Below are 20,503 nucleotides of genomic sequence, written 5' to 3'. Positions count from 1 at the left end.
ATAACGTCTGTCACAACCGTTAGAATTTTTTTAGCCGTGCATTCGGAGGATTAGCGACGCTGACAACCGTTAGGCTTTTCCCGAAACGAATTCATGGGGCTCTCGCTCCTTATTCGGTTATGGTCTTGCCGTTCGGCAGCTCTACTTGCGTCAATAAGTCGTTCAAAATCTCCGTCATGCTCGGGTGCGTATAGATTCTGTCCCCGGCTGCGGCGACGCGCTTGCCGAAGATCGCAAACGGAGCGAACCGCATCGGTCCGCTCCTTGCTATCAACCAATAAAGCGCCGAATAAAACGATGTCCCGCCGCAAGCGATTCGCCTGCGGCGGGACATCGTTCGTTTAATAGCCTTCTATCGCTTAATGCAGCGCTCTTTCCGCAGCGTCGTTGTAAATCTTCAACACTTTGTCGATGTCGCCCATTCCCTTGACCTTATCGATGAATTTGGACCAGTCCGCGAAGCTTTCCTTGCCGGTCACGAATTTCGATTCCTCGGTTTGGATGTAGGTTTTGACCGGCGTCATGACTTCCGAGATCTGCTGGCTCTCGTCCGGCGTGAACTGAATGGCCGGCGCCGTATAATTAGAAGGAACGAAATCGTTGTCCGGCATCGGCAGGCTTCTCAGATAAGCGGACTTCTCGATCGGCGTCTCTTCGTACTTGCCGTCGAAATAGGTGTAGTCCATGGCCGCGAAATCGACGAACGCCTTGGAATCGCTCGAAATTTCCAGACCCGGCGAATAATGCTTGCTCGCGCGAATGCCGTATTTGTCTCCGACGACCCATGGATCGGCCGCTTTCTTGAATTCGTCCGTGAAGCTTGGCTGGCCGTCTACCATTGTATAGGTTTGTCCCTCGATGCCCCATGTGAGCAGGCGGATGACTTCCGGATCATACTGCAGGTCGACGAACTTGACGATATCTTCCGGGTTCTTCGCTTTGGAGCTGATGCTGTACTGCCCCCAGCCGAGATCCGGCGTATTGCCGTTGGCCACGTTCTGCCACGACTTGCCGTACTTCGGATTGTCCGGGTACAGCGACACCGCGTAAGTTTTGCCGTTGTTGGCCTCTCTCGTATAGTTCGCGGGATCCGTGAACCATTGCGCCAGCCAAATAAAGTTCTTGTCGTTCAGCGCTTTCTGCTTCAACGTGTCGTCCGTATCCGTCAGATACTCCGGATCCAGCAGCTTGTCCGCGTACAGCTTATTGGCGAACTGCAGCGCTTCCTCGTAGCCCGGTTCGAAGATTCCGTAGACGAACTTGCTTCCGTCCCAATAGATGTCGTTGACGACATGATTCGCTTGGAACAGGGAACGCAGGTCGTTCCATCGCGTATTGATCGGATATTCTTTCGGGTACAGCTGCTTGAGCTGCTTGGCCGCGTCGTACACTTCGTCGAGCGTCGTCGGAATCTTGATGTTGTTCTTTTGGAACAGGTCATACCGGTATGCGGATACATTTTGAATCAGCATGCCTTTGTCTTTCTCGAATCTCGGAAAAGACGTTTCTTTGAAGGTGAACATTTGACCGTTCGCATTCGTAACGTTGGTCATGCCGTTCTTCACTTGGCCCAAGTAATTCATATAGTTCGGCATGTCGTCTTTGTATTTCATCAAATCGATGATTTGACCGTTCTTGGCCATATCGGAAGTATCGTAGAAGAGCGGCGTCATGAAGAAGTCCGTCATGTCGTTGCTGGCGATCATCAGCTTCACTTTTTGGTCGTAGTCGGATGAAGGAATGTAGTTCCACTTGATGTCGATCTTTCGTCCCATCTTCGTTTCCATCAATTTCAGCCATTCCTTCTGAATCATGCTCGCGGAGTTGTCGACCCCGTTGGCAGGAAGCGTGACGGAAAAACTAAGCGGCTCGGCGTTCGAAGCGTCCGATGAACCGTTAGCGCCTTTCGCGTCGTCGTTCGTCGTGCCCGTGGTCGTGCCGTCCGCCGTATTGGCCGGCGCAGTGGAGTTCGCGTTCGAATTCGAATTGGAGCAGCCGGCCGCCGATAAAACGAAAATGGCTGCTGCCGCGATCAAGCCAAGCGACTTTGCATTCTTGCTCATACTTATCCCCCGCTTTAGATAAAAGTTGTGAGACTATGATAAAGATGCCGAAGAACAATAGGCGCGCGCTTCCCAGCGTTTCTCAAACATCTCGTATCCGCAGCTATTCCCTAGCCCTTGATCGAGCCGACGAACATGCCTTGCGTGAAGTACTTCTGGAAGAACGGATAGATGACCATGATCGGGAACATGGTGATGACGATGACGCCCATTCGCACGGATTTCGGGTCGAGCGTCGTTCCGGGCGAGTTGATGGCAACATTGCCGGCTCCGACTCTGCCTTGAATCGCGTTATTATCGAGCGTAAACAGATAATTGCGCAGGATGAGCTGCAGCGGATACTTCGCCTGGTCCTGCAGATAGATGAGCGCTTCGAACCAGCTGTTCCAGCTGCCTACGATGCCGAACAAGGCGAATGTCGCAAGCAGCGGCTTGGACAGCGGCAGGATGACTTTGAACAGGACCCCGACTTCGTTCGCTCCGTCGATATGCGCCGCATCCTTCAATTCGGATGGGATATTCATGAAGAACGTTCGGAACAGGAACACGTTGTACGCGCCGACCGCCCCCGGAATAATCATGACCCACAGCGTGTCCAGAAGATGCAGGTTGCGAATCAGCAAATACGTCGGAATCATCCCGCCGCTGAAAAACATCGTGATCATCAGAAAGATCGTCAGAAACTTTTTGCCCACGAACCCCGAGATGGTGAGCGGGTAAGCGAACAAGGAAGTAAACAGCAGCATGATGCCCGTCGAACCGAGCGAATACAGAATGGAATTCAAGTAGCCCGTATAGATGAAGCGGTCCTTGAAGATCCCCTCGTACGCCCGGAGATTAAAGTTCTTCGGCCAAATCGACACGCTGCCCATGGATACGGCGCGGGATCCGCTTAAGGAAGTAGCGATAATATTCAGCACGGGATACAGCACGACAACCAGGATGAAGAGCATGACCAGGATATTCGCCATGTCGAACGCCCTGGAGCCCAACGTTTCTTTCCTCAAGATTCTCCCTCCTTAGAACAAGCTCGTCTCCGAAACCTTGCGGCTTATTAAATTCGTGATGTACAAGATGACAAAAGAAATGACGGACATGAACAGGCCGATCGCGGTCGTATACGAATATTGCGCGCCCATGATGCCCTGCCGATAGACGTAAGATCCGATGACGTCCGATACCTGATACGTCGCAGGATTGTAAAGCAGGATGACTTTCTGAAAATCCGTCCCCAAGACGCCGCCCATGGCAAAGATGAGCAGGATGACCGTCGTCGGCCGAATCGAAGGCCACGTGACGTGAAGCACTTTCTTCCATCTGCCCGCTCCGTCCACTTCGGCCACGTCGTACAGCGTCGTATCGATTCCGCTCATGGCGGCCAAGTAGATGATCGCCCCGAACCCGACGCCCTGCCAGATCCCGGATGAGATGAAGATCGTTCTGAACCAGTTCGGATCAAGAAGCAGCGAAGTGGGCTCCGCGCCGAAGAAAGCGAAGATGTCGTTGATGAAGCCGTCCCTCGACGTATAGATCTGAATCAAGCCTGCAACGATGACGATGGATATGAAGTGCGGAAAGTACGAGACCGTCTGCACGATTTTTTTAAAACGCTTGCTTTTCAACTCGTTGAACAGCAAAGCGAGAATGATCGGCGCCGGGAAAGACCACAGCAGCGAATAGACGCCCAGAAGCAAGGTGTTCTTCAACACGCCGCTTGCCATCGGATCGTGAATGAACGTTTTGAAGTATTTCATGCCAACCCATGGACTTCCCCATATGCCCTCGACGGCGTTAAAATTTTTAAACGCGATGAGAATGCCGTAGATCGGGAAGTAACAAAAGATCAGCACCGTAAGAAACCCGGGCAGAACCATCAAATACAGATAACGATACCTCCAAATCCGGGTAAACGCGCTTCGATTTGCAGCGTGCAATGAGAGCCCTCCTCTTCAACAATCGCAAATACATAGTATACTAACTTAAATAAAAACAAACGCCATCAAGAAAAACCTTTCCGCACTTCAATTTTTGTAATAACGCTTACAAAAATGAATTTTACCTGTTTCCCGTAAAATTAGATAGAAATCTTGCGTTCAGGTGGGTTCAAACATGGAAATTACCACTCACCTCTTCGTCCTTGTTATACTATGTCCAAAATTTAACACATAATTTTTAAGAGGTCAAACGAAAGTTATCATATATATTCTGATTAAGTTAGTATACTTTATTGTCGAATTATCTTATAGTTAGGCTAGAGATCATGGACAGGTGGGAGGCGAAGCAGGAGTGAGCGAATCAATCTCGCCGAAGTATCAGCAGGTCAAGGAATACGTACTCATGCAAATCGAGAAAACCGATCTTGGCAAAGACGGCCGGCTTTCGAGCGAAGCCGAATATGCCAAGCTGCTTGGCGTCAGTTCGATTACGGTGCGGAAGGCCTTGAACGACTTGGTTAACGAGGGAATCATTTATCGCGTCAGGGGAAAAGGCAGCTTCGTGGCAAGCAATCCGGAACCCGCTCCCGAACGCACCTTCGGTTACGTGACGTTCATCATCGCCGCAGGCCATGAAATGTACGACAGCTCCCACATGCAAATCATCAAAGGCATCCAGTCCTATCTGAGCCAGCAGAACTGCAAGCTGATCATCGAATTCGTCGAGAATGATTTCGATCAGGAACGGGAGCTTGTCGGCAAGCTCATCCAGTCGGACAATTGCGGGCTGCTCATCTATTCCGGGAATCCGAATGCCGCGAAGGGCTATCTGAAGGAATTGCGAAACAACGCGATCCCGTACGTCATGATCGACCGCGTCCCCTCCGGTTATTCCGTCGACTGCATCACCTGCAACAATTACGACGGCGTCTATGAAGCCGTGCAGCATCTCATCGCCAACGGCCACCGGAATATCGGCTTCGCCGCATTCGATTTTCATCTAAGCTCCGAGATCGAGCGCTACAACGGTTATCGCCGCGCCATGTTCGACGCCAAGCTGGATGCGAGCGAAGCGCTGTTGTTTTTTCAGCATGATTTGGACTACGCCTTCCTTGTCGACGAGATCGAGAAAGGGAATCTTACCGCCCTCTTCTGCGCCAACGATCGGCGTGCGCTAGAAGTCATCGACCGATTATCGGCGTACGGCATCGTAATGCCCGAGCAGCTGTCGATCATGGGCTTCGACGACTTCGAAAATTCCAAATTCGCGAAAGTCCCCTTGAGCACGGTCAAGCAAAATTTCGAAGCGCTCGGCCATGAAGGCGCGAAGCTGCTGTTCGAGATGTGGAAGCATCCGGCCAGAATCCAGAAGAAGATCGCGCTCTCGACGGAACTCGTGCTTCGCGATTCCATTCGGAAACTAGATCAGAACAAGCGACATGGATAGTGCAAATCGATCAATTGAACTGCCGCCCCGATACCGCATCGGGGGACCGGCGGCCGTAAATAACGAAATAGCCCCGCCGATGATTGGCGGGGCTGTCTGCATGCAAAATTCATAACGCCGCGATCCTAACCTATTGAACTCGTTTCTTTGGTTGGATAGAATCATGACGCCCGCTTGCCTAGCCTGCTGCCGTTAACGTGAAACCCAGTGAAATCCGCTCTTCGGCGTCGGGCTCCTCGCCGTCAAACGGAAGTAGACGAGGGCCGGGCGGCGTTGTGCAGAATCGCGGATTTCCTAGAAGGTATACGTGATCATGAACGCGTTCCCGCCATCGCCCGCAGCTTCGCGAACGCCTCGACGAAATAATAATCCCCGTAGATCAGCGCGCCGTTCGCTACGGCGGCGCGATCGTTGCCGCCCCGATGGAAAGCGGACGTGCCGTTCGTAAGCAGGCACTCGTCGGACGAATCCCAGACGGCGCACTTCTCTGCCAGCGCTTTCAAGATCGCAAAGGCCCCTTGCAGGTACAGGCGGCGCTCCGGCTCGGGCACGGCCTTCGCGATCTCGATCAGGCCGCAGGCCGCGATCGCTCCCGCGCTGCTGTCGAGCAGCGGCGAATCCGCCGGCTGCCGGAAATCGCAAGGCGGTACATAGCCGTTCATCGCAGCGCCGGTCAGAAAATAGTGCGCGATCCGTTTCGCCGCGTGCAGATAGTCGGACTTCCCGGTCCAATGGTAAGCTTGCGCGAAGCCGTAGATCGCCCAGCTCTGGCCTCTCGTCCATGAAGACCCGCTCTCGCAGCCCTGCCCGCCCGGAGTGTCCAGCGCCTCGCCGCTCTGCGGGTCGAAGGCGACGATGTGATTGACGGAGCCGTCTTCCCTTACGAAATGCCGGAGCGTCTTGTCCGCGTGCAGAAGGCCGATATGCTTGAAGCGCTCGTCCTTGCTCTGCTCGCTCGCCCAGAACAGCAGCGGAATGTTCATCATGCAGTCGATGATCGCCCAGCCCTCGTTGCCGGCCCCGTTCCATGCCCGGATGTAGCCGCCGGCAATATTCATCCGGCCCGCCAGCACGTTCGCGGCCAGCATGGCCCGCCGCCGCGCCCGCTGCTCGCCGGTCGCCTCGTAATTCATCACGCTCGACAGCAGCCACATGAAGCCGACGTCGTGATGCAGCCCGTCGTACCCATGCAGCACCGCGTCCATCTTCTCCTCGATGCTCTGCGCGTAATGTCTGTACGTCTCGTCCTTCGTCGCCGCATACATCTGCCAAAGCATGCCCGTCCAGAACGTGTTCGTCCACCAGGAAGCGTTATCCTGCCAGTCGTCGTAGATGCCGCCATGCGTCGTATACGGCATGCCGTCTTTGATGCGGGCCGACGTTACGGCCACCTTGTCCACGATCCGTTTCCACGTATCCTCGATAAATCGGTTGTTCTCCGTCAGCAGACCTTGCATGCCATCTCCTCCATAACATAACGATCATTATTGCCGTGCACGGTGATTCATTTCGAGTTTACGTTGAACGTCTCTCGGCCGAAATGGTATAGTTTGCGTAAAACATTGCAAAAGTTGCGATTCGAGTTTGCCGATTATGAATCGGCCGAGAGGAGGGGCAAGATGACCGAGACGATCGCTGCCGTCAGCCTGCGTAACGGCGACTTCACCTACCAGCGCACGCTGACGCGATCTCCCCATGACGACCAGCATCACACCTACATGCAGGCGCGTTACGAAATCTACTATCTCGTATCGGGCAACGTCATCTACCAGGTCGAAGACCGGAACTATACGCTGAATCCCGGCGATATCATTATTCTGAACAACCGCGAGATGCACAGGCCGTATTTCGCATCGGATTCGGAGTACGAGCGGATTATCCTGTTCTTCACCCCGGAATTTTGCAGCCCTTACAGCCATGGCGATTATTCGCTGCTGCAATACTTCGAGCGCAAGAAGCCCGGAAGCTTCAATTGGCTGCCGAGCCGTCTCGTGGAGCAGGCGCAATTGGCGCGGTTTTTCAGCGAGATCGAGGAGCATCAGCGCAGCGGCCATCCGGCCCGCGACCTCATGATCGAGACGGCGTTTATCCGTTTACTGATTCGGATCAATGATGTCATCGCCTCCCAAGTGCTTCCTACCGCCCTTGACGGCGACTACAATGCAAGAATCGAGCAAATCGTCAGCTATATTCATCAGCATTTGTACAAGCCGCTCACGCTGCAGCATATCGAGGAGCAGTTCCATATGAATCGTTACCATTTCTCCCATCTGTTCAAGCGCATGACCGGCTTCAGCTTCAAGCAGTACATCACGCACAAGCGAATCGCGAAAGCGATCGAACTGCTGAAGCTGCGCTTCCCGCCCGGGGAGGTATGCGCCATGACCGGATTCGAGGATTACTCGAATTTCTACAAAGCCTTCAGGAAAATCACGGGCGTATCGCCGGCGAACTATGTCTAGGCGGCAACAAGCCTCCTCCGTTCCCCGCTTTCCGGTGAAAGCAAATCTACTTTTCGGGCAACCGTTTCTACTTCGCCGCCAAAAACAGGTCTCGGATAAGAACTCGCGCTCGTAATTTTCTTTTGTTATTTGTTTTGCGTTGAATATAAAAAGCACCTCCGAAGAGGTGCTTCTTCTTGCATGATATCGTCTCGATAAGGGAGGCTTGCCGTCCGGTTGGCAAGTTTGTTTGAACCTAGGAAAGCGGATGCCGCAGAATATATATGGAGTCCTTGTCGTTTAGAAACATCCTCGCGAGATGATGACCAACAGAATAAACAGGACAAGAATTCCGCCTGCACCGAAACCGCCGAAGCCGCCGCCGTAACCGCCTACGCCACCTACGCCACCTATGCCACCTATGCCACCAACGTTACCATATCCCAATGTGTTCAACTCCTTTAGTTTAGGTACATCGCAGTATATGTTTATTGGTCCATAGTGTATGGGCAAGTATCGGAAATGGGCTTTTTTTTATCCCATCCGCATGCTTAAGTTTCCATCCGGCAGCCGGTAAATCCAGCTTATGCCGTGGAATTCTGCCTCTATTCGAAAATGACGCTGACGCTAAAAAGACTGTGACTTTATAAAGTCACAGCCCTTTCAAGAGTACATGTGCTAAGAGCGCTCGGGATTACGGTCATGATTACGGCTTCTTAATCCGGCTAAGCCGATTAAACCCAAGAGCCCTAACCAGCCCCAACTGAAATCATTGTCATCATCGTTGACGGCATTCGTTCTGTAATTTCCGCCTGTCGTGGAGTTCGTATTGTAACTATTCATCGAACGGTCGTCAAAAGACGGGTTGCTTGGGGTAGCCGGGGAGGTCATGTTGTTTGCGTGATTCGAGCCTGCAGCACTTAATATTCCCGTGCCTAGCAGCAACGCGAAGACGCTGAGCACTGAAAACGCAACTAGATATTTCACTTTCTTCATAAAAGTCAACTCCTCGATCGAATTGGCGAACCGTGAACCGTTAATGGTTTTCCCATTCAGGAATTGAAGTATGCGTAAGCATGGATAAGTATCGCTGACAAGAGAAACATTATACTCGTTCTTTACAGCTTTTATCAGCACGTCCAAGCGGACTACTTCGAATAAGCAGCGTCGCTCCAGACTAGACAAGACAGGAAAAAAGGGGGCAGTTGAAACGATGAATCGGTTACCGGAAGATCTTGATTACCTACGGACAGCCATTGCCAATATTGCGTTTATCGGAGTTCCGGGAGAAGAGGCATGGGTTCTGGTCGATACAGGTCTCATGACCTTTGGGGACAATATTCGGGCTGCGGCCGCCGAACGATTCGGCCCGAATAGGCCTCCCCGCGCCATCCTATTGACGCATGGGCATTTCGATCACGTCGGTTCGTTGAAGAATCTGCTGGAGACCTGGAATGTTCCGGTATACGCGCATCCGCTGGAAATGCCCTATCTGAATGGACGGGAAGACTACCCGGCCGCCGATCCATCCGTCGGAGGCGGGCTGATGGCAGCCGTTTCCCCGTTGTATCCGCATAAGGGAATCGACGTTCGGCATTTTCTTCGGGAGCTTCCCGAAGACGGAACCATTCGCGAGCTTCCGGAATGGCGATGGATTCATACGCCCGGGCATACCAAAGGGCATATCTCCTTATTCCGCGAAAGTGACCGTATCGTCATCGCCGGGGACGCGTTTATAACCGTTAGACAGGAATCGGCCTGGGCAGTGTTAACCCAGGAAAAGGAAGTGCACGGCCCTCCCGCCTATTTCACATTCGACTGGCAGCACGCCTGGGCATCCGTTAGAAAGATCGCCGATCTCAACCCTCAGGCAGCCATCACCGGGCATGGCCATCCGATGTTCGGGCATGAGCTGCAGGCGGGGTTGAAGCGACTAACGGAACAGTTCGACCGATTGGCAATACCAGCCGGAGAAATCTCTTCGGGCAGCCAACAGCCCGTGAAATAGCCATGTTAACCTGGAGGCGAACACAGCGTGAACACACCACGAAATCGTACCTCTGGGTCTCTCCGTCAATCTCGGCCATTCGTAATCGGACTACGCCTGAAGCTGCTTCAACGGCTTCTCCGCCGGGCCTTCGATAACCTCGCCCGCGATGGAAAACCGCGATCCATGGCACGGGCAGTCCCATGTTCGGTCCCCGTTGTTCCACTCCACTTCGCAGCCCATATGCGTACAAGTCGTATCCACGACATGCAGCTTGCCGTCTTGATCCCGGTAACCGCCAGCCCGTTTCCCGTTCACTTGAACGATTGCCCCTTCGTCGATGGCCAATTGATCGGGGCGTCGGGTGGCATGCTGCAGCTTGCCGCCGATCAGGTGCTTGGCGACATCCGCGTTATCGGAGATGAAGCTGCCGATCGTTTTGAGCGATAGCGGGCGCGAAGGCGCATACAGCCGTTCATAACGGCTTTCCCCCTCCGTTATCAGATCCTTGATCAATAGAGCGGCTGCCGTTCCGTTCGTCATTCCCCATTTTCTGAAACCGGTCGCGATGAAGACGTTCGGCGAGGAGGCCGTGATGCGGCCAATAAACGGCAGTTTATCGCCGGTCACCAGGTCTTGGGCCGACCATCTGTAGGCGATTTCTTTCACCCGGAAATGTTCCTCGGCAAACTTCTGCAGCTCCTCGTAATGGTGAATGGTGCAGATGCCCTGTCCGGTTTTATGGCTTTGTCCGCCTAAGATAATCAGTTTGGATCCATCGGACATATCAGCATATCGTATCGAGCGTTTCGGATCCTCCGCGCTGAGATACATGCCGCCGGGATACGCGTCTTCCGCTTCGAGTCCCAACACGTAAGAACGATCCGCATGCATCCTGGAGAAGTAAAACCCATGCCCGTCATAGAAGGGAAAGTGGGTGCAGGATACGACGAATCTGCAGCTCAGCTTATGACCGTCGCTCGTAATGACGACGGGGTTGTCCCCGGGGCTCACTTCCACCGCCGTCGTATGCGCATAGATTTCCCCGCCTTTTTCCACGACTAATTCCGCGAGTCTCCGTAAGTATTGCAGGGGATGAAACTGCGCCTGACGGCTCATTTTCACGGCGCCCAGCACGGGAACGGATAACGGGATTCGGTCGAGGTAGGCTCCGGGAATGCCGAGGTCCTCATAAGCCTTGGCTTCGTTTTCCAGCTTCGACAGGTACGCCTCGGCATTCGTATAGACGTAAGCATCCTGCTCGGTGAAACCGCAATAAATGCCTTGGTCTTCCACGGTTTGCTTGATGAACGCGATCGCCTCTGCCGAAGCTTGATAATATAATCCCGCATCGTCTTTTCCGCTCGACTTGATCAGCTCATCGTAGATTAAATCATGCTGGGCCGTTATTTTGGCCGTGGTGTGGGCCGTCGTTCCGTTCAGGATTTCCCCCGCTTCCACGAGCGCGACGCGATATCCTTGCCGAGCGAGTACATACGCGGCCGTGATCCCCGCGATGCCCGCGCCTACGACGACGACCTCCGTTTCGATATCTTGGTCAAGCTTCGGGTAGCTGGCGCGCTCCGGTTGAGATGCTGTCCAATAAGACGCTGGAAATTGCGGTAACTGAATCGGTGTCAAGGAAATTCTCCTTCATGTTGGATATGTCATGATTCTGAGCGACGTCCATAAACGACCTGATTAGCCTTGTGCAAGGCATGGAAAATTATTCATGACCTGTTTGCATTTCACGCCATGAGCCGTTCAGCGGCACCTCAACGCTTTCCTTGTCTTCTCGGACCCCACCAGTTCCATTTCCCCAGCATGCTCATAAGCGATGGCACGAGCAGCATCCGTACGATGGTTGCGTCAATCAAGATGGCCGTCGAAATGCCGATGCCGAGCTGTTTGACGCCTTCGATCCGTCCCCATGCGAACGGCAGCGTGACCGCGATCATGATGGCGGCGGCAGCGGAAATGATTTTGCCGCTTTGGCCGCTGCCTTCCGCAATCGCAAGCGCGTTGTCCTCCGTCCTGGCGTAAGCCTCGGCAATGCGGGAAATCAGAAACACGCCGTAATCCATGCTGATTCCGAACACGAGTCCGAAAATAAAGACGGGAATCATGATCGCCACGCGTCCAGCTTCCATGCCGAACAACCCGAACCGGGCAGCCAACGCCAATACGCCGAACGCGGCACTAATACTGATCGTATTCATCAGCAAGCTCTTGAGCGGAATGAAGACAGAACGGAATGAAGCGAACAACAAGACGTAAGTGGCGACGAGTACGAACCCCAGCGCAAGCGGGAGATGTCCGACCACCGCGTCGTAGATCTCCTGCTCGTATTTGGCTTCTCCTCCGGCATACACGATCAGCGATCCCTGCGCCGCGCCGCCCTGCCAATCCCGGACCCAGTTTCTCGCTTCCGCGGAAGCCGGGTCTCCGCGGAGCATGACGCACATCCATCGGCCGGCGTTTGTCTCTCCGAACGCTCCGCTTCGAGCTCGCAGCGATTGTTCCGCCGCTTCCGGCGGCTCGGGATACTGGACAAGGGACACGGATCGAACGAGGGGATCCTCCTCGATTGCGGCTCGGAAATCCTCCAATCCCCGCTGTTCTCTTCCATCCCATCGACCGTCCTCCGCACGCAGCAGCAGGTCGACTTCCGCATCGGCGTCGGAAGAAAAATTCTCGCGGTACGCATGATAAGCCGCCCTGGCCGCATCGCCGCGCGGAAGCGAGTCCGCGTCCGGCACCGCCACGCGCATGCCGCCTAGCGGAAGCAGACACGCCAGCAGGAGGCCGCCGCAGAGCAAGCAAGTTCCTACCGGACGCTTCGCCGCGAATCGCGGCAGCCTCTCCCAGACGGAAAGCGAGGCTCGGCCGCGGCGGCGTTTCGGTTTCCGACGCAGATAGGGGTCAGTCAGGACGAGAATGGCCGGGACCAGCGTGACATTCACCAGCAGCGAGACGAGCGTCACCGCCGTCGCCCCCAGAGCGAGACTCGTGAACATCGGCAGCGGGATAAACAAGGTGCCTGCCAGTCCGGCTCCGACGCAGGCGCCGGAGTATGCCACCGCCCTGCCGGAAGTCGCCATGGTTCGGAACACCGCTTGGTCCGGAGGATAATCCGCGACTTCGTCCCGGAAGCGGCTGACGATCATCAGCGCAAAATCCAGGCACAGCGCAAGGCCGGCCATGGGTACGACATCCAGGATGAACACGGACAGCGAGGCGTGTTTGCCTGCGAAATAAAGCAGTCCCATCGTTCCGGTCACCGCGACGATGCCGGTCACGACGGGAATAAGCGCCGGCAGCAGCCCGCCGAACGCAAGCCAAAGGAGCAGACACGCGGCTGGGATGCCGAACCGTTCCGCTTTCGCCAAATCTTCGCGGCTTGCTTCGTTCACGAGCCCTTGCACGACGGGATTGCCCGTCAAGCCGGCGCGGTAATGCTCCTCCCTAGGCAATCGGCGGTTCAGCTCATCCATTAATCCGGCATCGATCGCCGACGAGCCGTCGTCCAAGGCAAGCATGGCATACGCGCTGTGCGCCTTCAGCATGCCTGGTTGCTCCAGCGGCGAAGCAGCGACGAAGATGCCTTGCAGCGCATGAACGGTTTGCAGCGCGTGCGCAATAAAAGCGCGAAAAGCCGGAGCGGTGCCTCTCTCATCCGATTCGAACACGAGGAGGACGGGATTCGGAGGAATGCCATAGTCGAAAGCGATCTGGCGCTGCACGTACTCGGCATCTCCGGCCGGCGTTAACCCGTGCTCTTGCGCGACGGACGGAAGCTTCGAAGAGAAGCTTCCGAACAAGGCGATAAACACCAGCCAGAGGAACACGATCGCGGAAGGATGACGGACGGACAGCCGGACAAGCGGTCCGATGAGCGGCGGCATCCCGGATTCGCGGAGGGATCTTACCATGGGAGGACTTCCGTTTTGCCGAGCCGGGTGGCTTTCACCAACCGAGCGACGACGCTCGGCAGACGTCCGGCAGCGGCAGCCGCCAGGATCGTGAACGAAGGATTGCCCGCGACGCGCTGGAGCAGCCTGCCCCATCGGAGCGGATGGCGGAAATGCCGATCGATCGCCTTCGTATATTCGATTTTCCACTGCTCCTGCGTCGTTTGACTGCGCAAGCAGCGGTCAGCCGATATCGCGCAGAGCTGCGCCGAACGGATGGCCATCGACATCCCGTCCCCGCACAAGGGCGGTATCGTCACGCAGGCATCGCCGATCAAGGGAATGCCGTTCCAGGCGAGCGGCGGGTCGAATAAACGCACGGGCGCGACGGCGGTTTGCGTGCCGCCGGCGGGTCTGGCTTCGGCTATCCGCCTCGCCAACCGCGGATTGCGCTGACCGGCCGCCTCCAGCCAGCCGGTTACCGTTGACGGCACATGCCGGAATGACCGTTGGTCGAGCAATGCCGCGGCGTTGACGATGCCATCCCCTGCCGAAGACAGCCCCAAATACCCGCCGGCAAAAAAATAAAGCTCCAGCTCTCCGTCCAGCTCGATGCCTGACAAGTGCGTCTTGACCCCAACGTAGGGACAAGGGGAGAGTCGCCTCCGCTGCGCGCCCGGCATATCCGGAATGCGCCCGTTTCCTCCCCACGCTCCGATCACGGATCTGGACCGTATCGATACCTGTGCTGCGCCTCGCTTCATATCCAGTTCGTATCCGCCGTCCCATAAGCGGACGGCCCCGACTGCGGTACCCGTCGCGACATCCGCTCCGGCGAGCCGCGCTTCATCGTGCAGCGCCGCGTCGAGAGCATAACGGCTGATCCCCCACGCCGCGCCCGGCAACTGCGCGTTAACCGGGTTCCTGCTTCCGAAATCGAGACGAGCGCTCCGAATAACGGCAGGCCGAAGCGATTGAAGACGTTCTTCCAAGCCCAAGGCGACCAGCGCTTCGACCGCATCGGGAGACAAGAATTCCCCGCAGACCTTATGGCGCGGAAAGGATTGGCGGTCAATCAGCGCGACCTTCCAGCCTCGCCTTGCCAGCAGAATCGCCAAGCAGCTGCCTGCGATGCCCGCGCCGAGAATCGCGGCGTCCAATGTCCGGCTATCGCTCATTCGCGCTCCCTCCGCTCTTGCGAATGGTCACGACATAACGAAACAACGGCCGCCAGGCATAGCGTAATCCCGGCCTGCCCAGTGCTTCGTTCAATCGTCTCCAATCCTCCGAACGAAAGCCTTTGGCAACGGATAACGGACCGTCGTTACGAATGTAACGGTTATTCGAGACGAGCCGCGCCGCAAGCCACACGGCCGCCCACGGCAGCCAGTGGCGATGAATATCTTGTATAACGATACCGATTCTGGAAGCTCTCAGCATCGCGGAAGCCACGTCCGGCAATTCCTTCGATGCGAAATGATGAACGAACTGGGAACCCGTCACGATATCGGCCGCTTGCTCGTCCAAATCCAACACGTCGCGGCACATGACCGATATTCGGGGCTCGTCCGCGTAATAGGCGGCTGCTTCCGCGCAGGCCTCTTGCGTCCGGTCGACCAGCGTTACCGTAAGTTCGATCCCCCGCGCATCGGCCCATCGGAGCAGGGCCGCATTGATATCGCCGGAGCCCGCTCCGATATCGAGCACGGTTAGTCGCCTCGGTTTGCCGGTTTCCGTCCATAGCCGCGCAACCCCGTACAGCATCGGGGAAGCCGCGCGGAAGAGACGGTTCAATCTGCGAAGATGCCGCAGCGCAACCTTCAGTTCTTCTCCGTCCTGTGCCGGGTCGTCCATAAGCTCGCGCGAAGCGGCACGTTCGCGTAACAGCCTAAGCATGGGAAGCCGCCCTTGCCTCGGCGCCGATCGCTACTGCCCCTGTTGCGGGGAGGTAAGTGATCGGTACGGTTTCGCAAGAGAGGCCTGGCCCGAAAGCCAGGCAGAACCCTTCCGTTCTGGCGGCCGATTCTCGCACGAACGCTTGGCGGATCGCTTCCAATACGAACAGAATCGTCGCGGAGGACATGTTGCCGTAATCGCGAAGCACATCACGGCTGAACCGCGTATGGCGCGCTGACAATCCGAGCGCTTCTTCAAGTGCGTCGATAATGCCTTTCCCCCCGGGATGAATCGCCCAGATTCCGGGCAAGGGACCGTCTTCCCGCAAGAGCGGCGCAAGTTGGCCGGGAATCCGATTCCCGATCAGCTGGGCGATTCGCGGAGATAAGTAGAGATCGTAGCCGAAATTCCCTACTTCCCAGATCATCTCGCCGGCCGTATCGGGCATGAGGCCGCTGTGCGCCTCTCCCAGCGCGAATACTGGTCCGCTCGCCTGACCTGCTCTGCCGATGACGCAGGAGGAAGCGCCGTCTCCGAAGAACGATGCTCCGAACAAGGCTTCGCGATCCGGCGAAGATTGCATATGGATCGTGCACAGCTCGACGCTGACAACCAGCACGACGGCATCCGCATGCCCGGCGACGATATCCCGCGACATGCCGATCGCCTTTAGTCCTGCCGCACAGCCTAGGAAGGTCAACGGAATACGGTTTACCGAGAGCGATAGTCCCAGCTGCCTGACAAGCACCGTATCCAGACCCGGGAGAAACTGACCGGTACAACTGACCGTCAGCAGATGCGTAACGGCTTCGGGTTCGACGCCGGCATCGGCCATTGCCTTCCTAGCCGCCTGCAGTGCCAGCGGCGCCGCAGCTCGTTTATAAGCAGCCATCCGTTCTGCCGTGGTCGGTACAGGCAGCCCGGACAGTTGGGCGAAATACCGGTTGTTTGCGGCAGGCATGAGCAGCTCGGGCTCGCACGTATAACGAGTTTGAACCCCGCATTTCTTAAAGATCCGTTTCGCCCAGCGGGCGGCGTCGGTGGTGCTGCCAAGAGCGTCCGTCAAACGCTGCGCCGTTTCCGACTGGTCGAGTATATGATCCGGCACTGCCGTCCCAATTCCTAACATTGCGACCGATGCCGTGGATAATTCCATGGAAAACCGCCCCCGTTTCGAAACGAATAAGACATGCTTTCCATAACTCTATTCTTCTTCCGGGGGGAATATATGAAATTAAAAAACCGCGCAGAGCGCGGCATGAATTCCATATCTTTTTGTCCGCTTGCAGTCAAGGATTTAATCATTGTTGACGTCGATTACTTCATCCAACATATGCGATGGTTCGTTACTAGCTTCAAGCACCTCTTGGTCTGTAGAATTGGATCCTTGAATGGTTTCAGCCGCGTTCGCTTGCCGGTTCAGCTGCTTCTCCGCTTGTCCGATTCCATGGGCTCCTTGATGTCCACGACTCGTTGTCATCGTTTCACCGCCTTTCTCGATTGCTAAACCAATTCTAACGATCGGTCAATAATAGAATTCCCATTGGCTTTGATTTCATCCTGCTTCATTCTTCACCGCGCTGACATCGACCTAAGGATGACGAATAAGCCGCCAGTTAAATCTCGCCGGCCAATGATAACTAACTTTGCTGTCTGCCCGTGACCGGGTAACTCAATGAATATTAAGTAATAAGCAACTAGAAGAAAAAGAATCCCACTCAAAGAGCGGGATCGTGAATTTATGCGTTAACGGTCTCAGGTCGCTTTACTTGGAGAGGAGGAGGAATTAACCAACCTTTTTCCTTGTTTAGGTGGAGTAATGTAACACCAAATGCCGCTTTAGTGAGATGGTATTTAGCAAATAGAGCTCCAATGTCCACTCTAACTGATTGTCCCATTACTTGACTGCAAGCGACTAGGCCGATGGAAGTATCTGCAGAAAGTGCAGCAGCTATTTCAGGATCAGTAAATCTTGCCCCGGCAGGGATGTCTTCGAGTTTAACTTGTGGTCTTTCCGGCATTGTTGGTGCAGGGGAAATTCCGTTATCAATAAGTAATGCATCACATTCTTTAATCTCTAGCTTTGCTTGATCAATAAGATCTTCGAGTACTTTTTTAAGGTCTTTGTCTCCAGCGTGGTTTAAATAGGCTTGGTAGCAGGATACAACGCCTTTTGCTGTTGTTGAGGCCATCCAAACACTGGAAATTTCTCCATAATGCATTGGTTCATCTTTAGGGTTACCGCTTAAGACTCCCATTTAATTTCGCTCCTTATATTCTTCATTTTGTACCGGCATATTATATCCAATTGCACAAAATTCATGTCCGCTTGATGATCGAGCACGAACCGCGCTGCCCTGCGCCGGCATGACCTTCGTGTATCGGTTCGTTTCCTCAAACGCCTCCGCATTAAGTTGTCCAACACGCGGCTGCTGCGCATATTCGTGACAGCAGGGCATCGAAGTCAGTCGGCTTCCCGGTATTGCCAGTGGCCTTGTATTCTAGACGTTTGCCCCTTTCTGACAATAGCCCATACAACATGCCCGAATACACATATACTGCCGTGTACCTAAACAAAAGGAGCTGACCATATTGGGATATGGTAACGTTGGTGGCGTAGGCGGAGTTGGTTGCGGCGGGTCAGTCGGCGGATTTGGCGGGTATGGTGTAGGCGGACTGCTTGTTCTGTACATTTTGTTGGTAATCGTTTTGTGCGGACGTTTTTTCTAATCTGGCTGACTATCATCTAACACTGTTGCATCACCCTTCTGGGTACAATAGCTATGATATGGATAAGGCCCGTTAACACCGGACGGCAGGCTCCTCTTTTTTGAGAAGAACGAAAACCCCAGCGAGTAGTCGCAGGGGTTTTGCTGCGTTGGTATTGTCACGTCGATCCTTTACGACGAGATGCGAGGTGGTAATTCGTTCAATCCGTTGATTTGTTCGTCTATTTTCTTAAACTTCATAGTTAAAGCTCCTCCCTGACGTGTTCTCGACAAACCCGTCATACCGAGGCTTCCTTTTTTACAAAGCTCATTTCTTAAGCTCTACAGGATTGTTTAGAATTCCTGTAAAACGCAGCAAACTCCAGCAAACCTCCTTCTTCCATCCTCCTCAGAAAGAAGGAGCGGGCAATTCATCGATTTTTATGCGCAGTAAACCATAAGGCTTTTGTCGCAGGTCTTTTCCATAATGATATCTTGCCTGCCGATGCAGTTGGTTCACAATTACAAATAAGTGTCGATCCGGACCAATGGAAAAAGTATCGGGCCATAAAATTTTCGGATCATGCGCGACCGTTTCCATTATTCCATTCGGCAATATCTTGCGAATGCTATCGTTTTCATAGTCTCCGGCGTAAACGTTTCCTTGTGCATCGGTTATCATTCCATCGGACGCGCCTTTTTCTCCCCGATACTGCACATGATATTGCAAGTTAAAATCCGTTATCGTTCTGTCTCTTAAGGCTTCCGTTGGGATCGCGTATAGATGACGGCTGGTCAATGGACAAAAAAACAACAGTTTTCCATCGGGGGAGATCGCTATACCGTCGGAGGCCGATCGAAAGGGAGATGTCGAACCGTCCGCGTTCCGATTCATCAGTATTTTGCCTTCCACTTTCGGTAAAAAATACGGATCGGGCGACGTTGAATTGGCTCCGTTTAACCGTCTAAACGCATTTCCATTTTCTAAATTCACGACTATGATAGCGCCTGGACCTTTGGAAGAAGAATCCGTTATATAGGCGTAACCTGATTTACCGACGCGAAAGTCAAACCGGACATCGTTCAAATACGTTGTCGGCAAGACGACATCTTCCGCAAACGTATATACGTTTCGAATTGCATTCGTCTTTAAATCTATCGCGACTAGTTTTGCCGCTCCTTGAATGGGCTGGGAAAAATTCGGTGCAGCCGTATCCAGCACCCACAACGTTCCCCTTCCATCGGCGAATACACTTTGGACGCTGATGAAGGACATCGTGCTATTCAAAGGGTTGATCGTGTTCGTTGCCAAATCAGGATAAGGCTGTAACCGCCTCCCGACAATTTCAGCTACCGTGAATCTAACGTCATCTCCCCATTTCGGAAAGCAAACGAAGATACGCCCGGTTTCCGATACGCTTACGCCCGTAGGCATAGCCCCATAAAATAAATAAACGGTTTCGAAATGACCGAAATAGTCTTCCGTAGCTAACATAGTTTTCTAGTTCCTCCCCACGCATTCGAACGGCTATTATCTATATATGTTAGAAACGTTTTCAAATGCTTGGCTATTCTATTCGATTTCAGTTTTTCGAGAAATGTCCGAGACATCTCAAAAACAAAAGGCTTCGGCACAAGCCGAAGCCTTCTGAAGGCGACTCTGCCGAGCCTGCCGTACTTCTAGCCCAGAAATTCTGCTGGCTGATAGGAGCAAAGCGGGTTATAGCCGTCGGCTATGCCGATTACCGCTTACAGCATCCGAAGCGAACCAACCATGTGGAAATCGTAAACTTCGAACAAGATAAGAATATCCGCAACAATCTCAAGGAAATGACCAAAGGCGGCGCCGATGTCGTGATCGATGCGGTAGGAATGGACGGCTCGACCTGAAAAACATTCAGACCGCTATGAACGTTCCGTCCTGACACGCTGAGAGTTCTACCGGATAGAAGCTGATGTTAAAACCATTTATTCAGCTTCAGCAAGCTCTAGTCGCCTATTTTTATTAATATAGGTATTTGCTGTGTCTCCGTCTATAGGCTGTTAATATGCTGAATCAGTGTCGAAACAAGGAGATGAAAAATATGGGCAAACATAACGGTCCTCCTGGACCTCC

17 protein-coding genes and 1 pseudogene are annotated in these 20,503 nt (G+C 54.1%); 4 read left to right on the top strand and 14 right to left on the bottom strand.

Annotated features, from left to right (window positions below; all coding sequences use genetic code 11):
* Window positions 1-109: 109 nt before the first annotated feature.
* The 4 genes from GT003_RS07705 to GT003_RS07690 all read right to left on the bottom strand — a co-directional run bounded on the left by GT003_RS07705 (window position 110) and on the right by GT003_RS07690 (window position 3,937).
* On the bottom strand, window positions 110-253 hold the full coding sequence (locus tag GT003_RS07705; protein WP_161696097.1) for a hypothetical protein: 144 nt from the start codon (window positions 251-253) through the stop codon (window positions 110-112).
* Window positions 254-359: 106 nt separating this feature from the next.
* Window positions 360-2,063 (bottom strand): type 2 periplasmic-binding domain-containing protein, encoded by a 1,704-nt coding sequence (locus GT003_RS07700; RefSeq protein ID WP_161696095.1) that lies wholly within the window; start codon window positions 2,061-2,063, stop codon window positions 360-362.
* Window positions 2,064-2,173: 110 nt separating this feature from the next.
* Entirely contained in the window at window positions 2,174-3,070 is an 897-nt protein-coding gene (locus GT003_RS07695; RefSeq protein ID WP_161696093.1) for a carbohydrate ABC transporter permease, read from the bottom strand.
* Between the two features lie 12 nt (window positions 3,071-3,082).
* Window positions 3,083-3,937 carry an ABC transporter permease subunit gene (locus GT003_RS07690; protein ID WP_161696235.1) on the bottom strand — a complete coding sequence of 285 codons (855 nt, stop codon included), beginning with the start codon at window positions 3,935-3,937 and terminating at the stop codon, window positions 3,083-3,085.
* A 412-nt stretch (window positions 3,938-4,349) separates the two neighbouring features.
* Between GT003_RS07690 and GT003_RS07685 the strand changes: the two genes are divergently transcribed.
* Window positions 4,350-5,444 carry a LacI family DNA-binding transcriptional regulator gene (locus tag GT003_RS07685; RefSeq protein WP_338045930.1) on the top strand — a complete coding sequence of 365 codons (1,095 nt, stop codon included), beginning with the start codon at window positions 4,350-4,352 and terminating at the stop codon, window positions 5,442-5,444.
* A gap of 311 nt (window positions 5,445-5,755) precedes the next feature.
* Here the strand turns inward: GT003_RS07685 and GT003_RS07680 are convergent, their stop codons facing one another.
* On the bottom strand, window positions 5,756-6,901 hold the full coding sequence (locus tag GT003_RS07680) for a glycoside hydrolase family 88 protein (protein WP_239565842.1): 1,146 nt from the start codon (window positions 6,899-6,901) through the stop codon (window positions 5,756-5,758).
* 162 nt (window positions 6,902-7,063) lie between these two features.
* On the opposite strand from GT003_RS07680, the gene GT003_RS07675 reads away from it, so the two are divergent.
* On the top strand, window positions 7,064-7,906 hold the full coding sequence (locus tag GT003_RS07675; RefSeq protein WP_161696091.1) for a helix-turn-helix domain-containing protein: 843 nt from the start codon (window positions 7,064-7,066) through the stop codon (window positions 7,904-7,906).
* A 657-nt stretch (window positions 7,907-8,563) separates the two neighbouring features.
* On the opposite strand, the gene GT003_RS07670 is transcribed toward GT003_RS07675, so the two are convergent.
* Window positions 8,564-8,881 (bottom strand): WGxxGxxG family protein, encoded by a 318-nt coding sequence (locus tag GT003_RS07670; RefSeq protein ID WP_161696089.1) that lies wholly within the window; start codon window positions 8,879-8,881, stop codon window positions 8,564-8,566.
* A 217-nt stretch (window positions 8,882-9,098) separates the two neighbouring features.
* On the opposite strand from GT003_RS07670, the gene GT003_RS07665 reads away from it, so the two are divergent.
* Entirely contained in the window at window positions 9,099-9,893 is a 795-nt protein-coding gene (locus tag GT003_RS07665) for an MBL fold metallo-hydrolase (RefSeq protein WP_161696087.1), read from the top strand.
* A gap of 90 nt (window positions 9,894-9,983) precedes the next feature.
* Here the strand turns inward: GT003_RS07665 and GT003_RS07660 are convergent, their stop codons facing one another.
* The 8 genes from GT003_RS07660 to GT003_RS07620 all read right to left on the bottom strand — a co-directional run bounded on the left by GT003_RS07660 (window position 9,984) and on the right by GT003_RS07620 (window position 19,882).
* Entirely contained in the window at window positions 9,984-11,513 is a 1,530-nt protein-coding gene (locus GT003_RS07660; RefSeq protein WP_170312151.1) for an FAD-dependent oxidoreductase, read from the bottom strand.
* Between the two features lie 134 nt (window positions 11,514-11,647).
* Window positions 11,648-13,804 (bottom strand): MMPL family transporter, encoded by a 2,157-nt coding sequence (locus GT003_RS07655; RefSeq protein ID WP_161696084.1) that lies wholly within the window; start codon window positions 13,802-13,804, stop codon window positions 11,648-11,650.
* A complete protein-coding gene (locus GT003_RS07650) occupies window positions 13,798-14,961 on the bottom strand; it encodes an NAD(P)/FAD-dependent oxidoreductase (RefSeq protein ID WP_161696082.1) in 1,164 nt (387 codons plus the stop codon). Before GT003_RS07650 ends, GT003_RS07655 begins: the two co-directional genes overlap by 7 nt.
* Complete coding sequence (locus tag GT003_RS07645; RefSeq protein WP_161696080.1) at window positions 14,951-15,679, bottom strand: methyltransferase domain-containing protein; 729 nt, start codon at window positions 15,677-15,679, stop codon at window positions 14,951-14,953. The genes GT003_RS07650 and GT003_RS07645 overlap by 11 nt, the downstream gene beginning before the upstream one ends.
* Window positions 15,672-16,808, bottom strand: coding sequence for a type III polyketide synthase (locus GT003_RS07640; RefSeq protein ID WP_346266592.1), 1,137 nt, complete (start codon window positions 16,806-16,808; stop codon window positions 15,672-15,674). The genes GT003_RS07645 and GT003_RS07640 overlap by 8 nt, the downstream gene beginning before the upstream one ends.
* A gap of 168 nt (window positions 16,809-16,976) precedes the next feature.
* On the bottom strand, window positions 16,977-17,159 hold the full coding sequence (locus GT003_RS07635) for a hypothetical protein (RefSeq protein ID WP_161696076.1): 183 nt from the start codon (window positions 17,157-17,159) through the stop codon (window positions 16,977-16,979).
* A gap of 259 nt (window positions 17,160-17,418) precedes the next feature.
* Window positions 17,419-17,937: a DUF3231 family protein gene (locus GT003_RS07630; protein WP_161696074.1), complete on the bottom strand. Its 519-nt coding sequence runs from the start codon at window positions 17,935-17,937 to the stop codon at window positions 17,419-17,421.
* A gap of 859 nt (window positions 17,938-18,796) precedes the next feature.
* A complete protein-coding gene (locus tag GT003_RS07620; RefSeq protein ID WP_161696070.1) occupies window positions 18,797-19,882 on the bottom strand; it encodes an L-dopachrome tautomerase-related protein in 1,086 nt (361 codons plus the stop codon).
* Window positions 19,883-20,055: 173 nt separating this feature from the next.
* Here GT003_RS07620 and GT003_RS07615 point away from each other — a divergent pair.
* A pseudogene (locus tag GT003_RS07615) lies at window positions 20,056-20,268 on the top strand (zinc-binding dehydrogenase); the annotation flags it as partial.
* Between the last annotated feature and the right edge of the window lie 235 nt (window positions 20,269-20,503).

The sequence above is a fragment of the Paenibacillus sacheonensis genome (assembly GCF_009909195.1).
Classification (GTDB): domain Bacteria; phylum Bacillota; class Bacilli; order Paenibacillales; family Paenibacillaceae; genus Paenibacillus_Z; species Paenibacillus_Z sacheonensis.
The sequence above is the reverse complement of the archived record's forward strand: the minus strand, read 5'-3'. Positions and strand labels throughout refer to the sequence as shown.

Bases quoted from the DNA above. Each gene is read 5' to 3' on its own strand.
- GT003_RS07690 (WP_161696235.1), bottom strand. From the start codon at position 3,937: ATGGTTCTGCCCGGGTTTCTTACGGTGCTGATCTTTTGTTACTTCCCG.
- GT003_RS07640 (WP_346266592.1), bottom strand. From the start codon at position 16,808: ATGTTAGGAATTGGGACGGCAGTGCCGGATCATATACTCGACCAGTCG.
- GT003_RS07620 (WP_161696070.1), bottom strand. From the start codon at position 19,882: ATGTTAGCTACGGAAGACTATTTCGGTCATTTCGAAACCGTTTATTTA.
- GT003_RS07650 (WP_161696082.1), bottom strand. From the start codon at position 14,961: ATGAGCGATAGCCGGACATTGGACGCCGCGATTCTCGGCGCGGGCATC.
- GT003_RS07630 (WP_161696074.1), bottom strand. From the start codon at position 17,937: ATGGGAGTCTTAAGCGGTAACCCTAAAGATGAACCAATGCATTATGGA.
- GT003_RS07680 (WP_239565842.1), bottom strand. From the start codon at position 6,901: ATGCAAGGTCTGCTGACGGAGAACAACCGATTTATCGAGGATACGTGG.
- GT003_RS07635 (WP_161696076.1), bottom strand. From the start codon at position 17,159: ATGACAACGAGTCGTGGACATCAAGGAGCCCATGGAATCGGACAAGCG.
- GT003_RS07655 (WP_161696084.1), bottom strand. From the start codon at position 13,804: ATGGTAAGATCCCTCCGCGAATCCGGGATGCCGCCGCTCATCGGACCG.
- GT003_RS07665 (WP_161696087.1), top strand. From the start codon at position 9,099: ATGAATCGGTTACCGGAAGATCTTGATTACCTACGGACAGCCATTGCC.
- GT003_RS07700 (WP_161696095.1), bottom strand. From the start codon at position 2,063: ATGAGCAAGAATGCAAAGTCGCTTGGCTTGATCGCGGCAGCAGCCATT.
- GT003_RS07670 (WP_161696089.1), bottom strand. From the start codon at position 8,881: ATGAAGAAAGTGAAATATCTAGTTGCGTTTTCAGTGCTCAGCGTCTTC.
- GT003_RS07675 (WP_161696091.1), top strand. From the start codon at position 7,064: ATGACCGAGACGATCGCTGCCGTCAGCCTGCGTAACGGCGACTTCACC.
- GT003_RS07645 (WP_161696080.1), bottom strand. From the start codon at position 15,679: ATGCTTAGGCTGTTACGCGAACGTGCCGCTTCGCGCGAGCTTATGGAC.
- GT003_RS07705 (WP_161696097.1), bottom strand. From the start codon at position 253: ATGCGGTTCGCTCCGTTTGCGATCTTCGGCAAGCGCGTCGCCGCAGCC.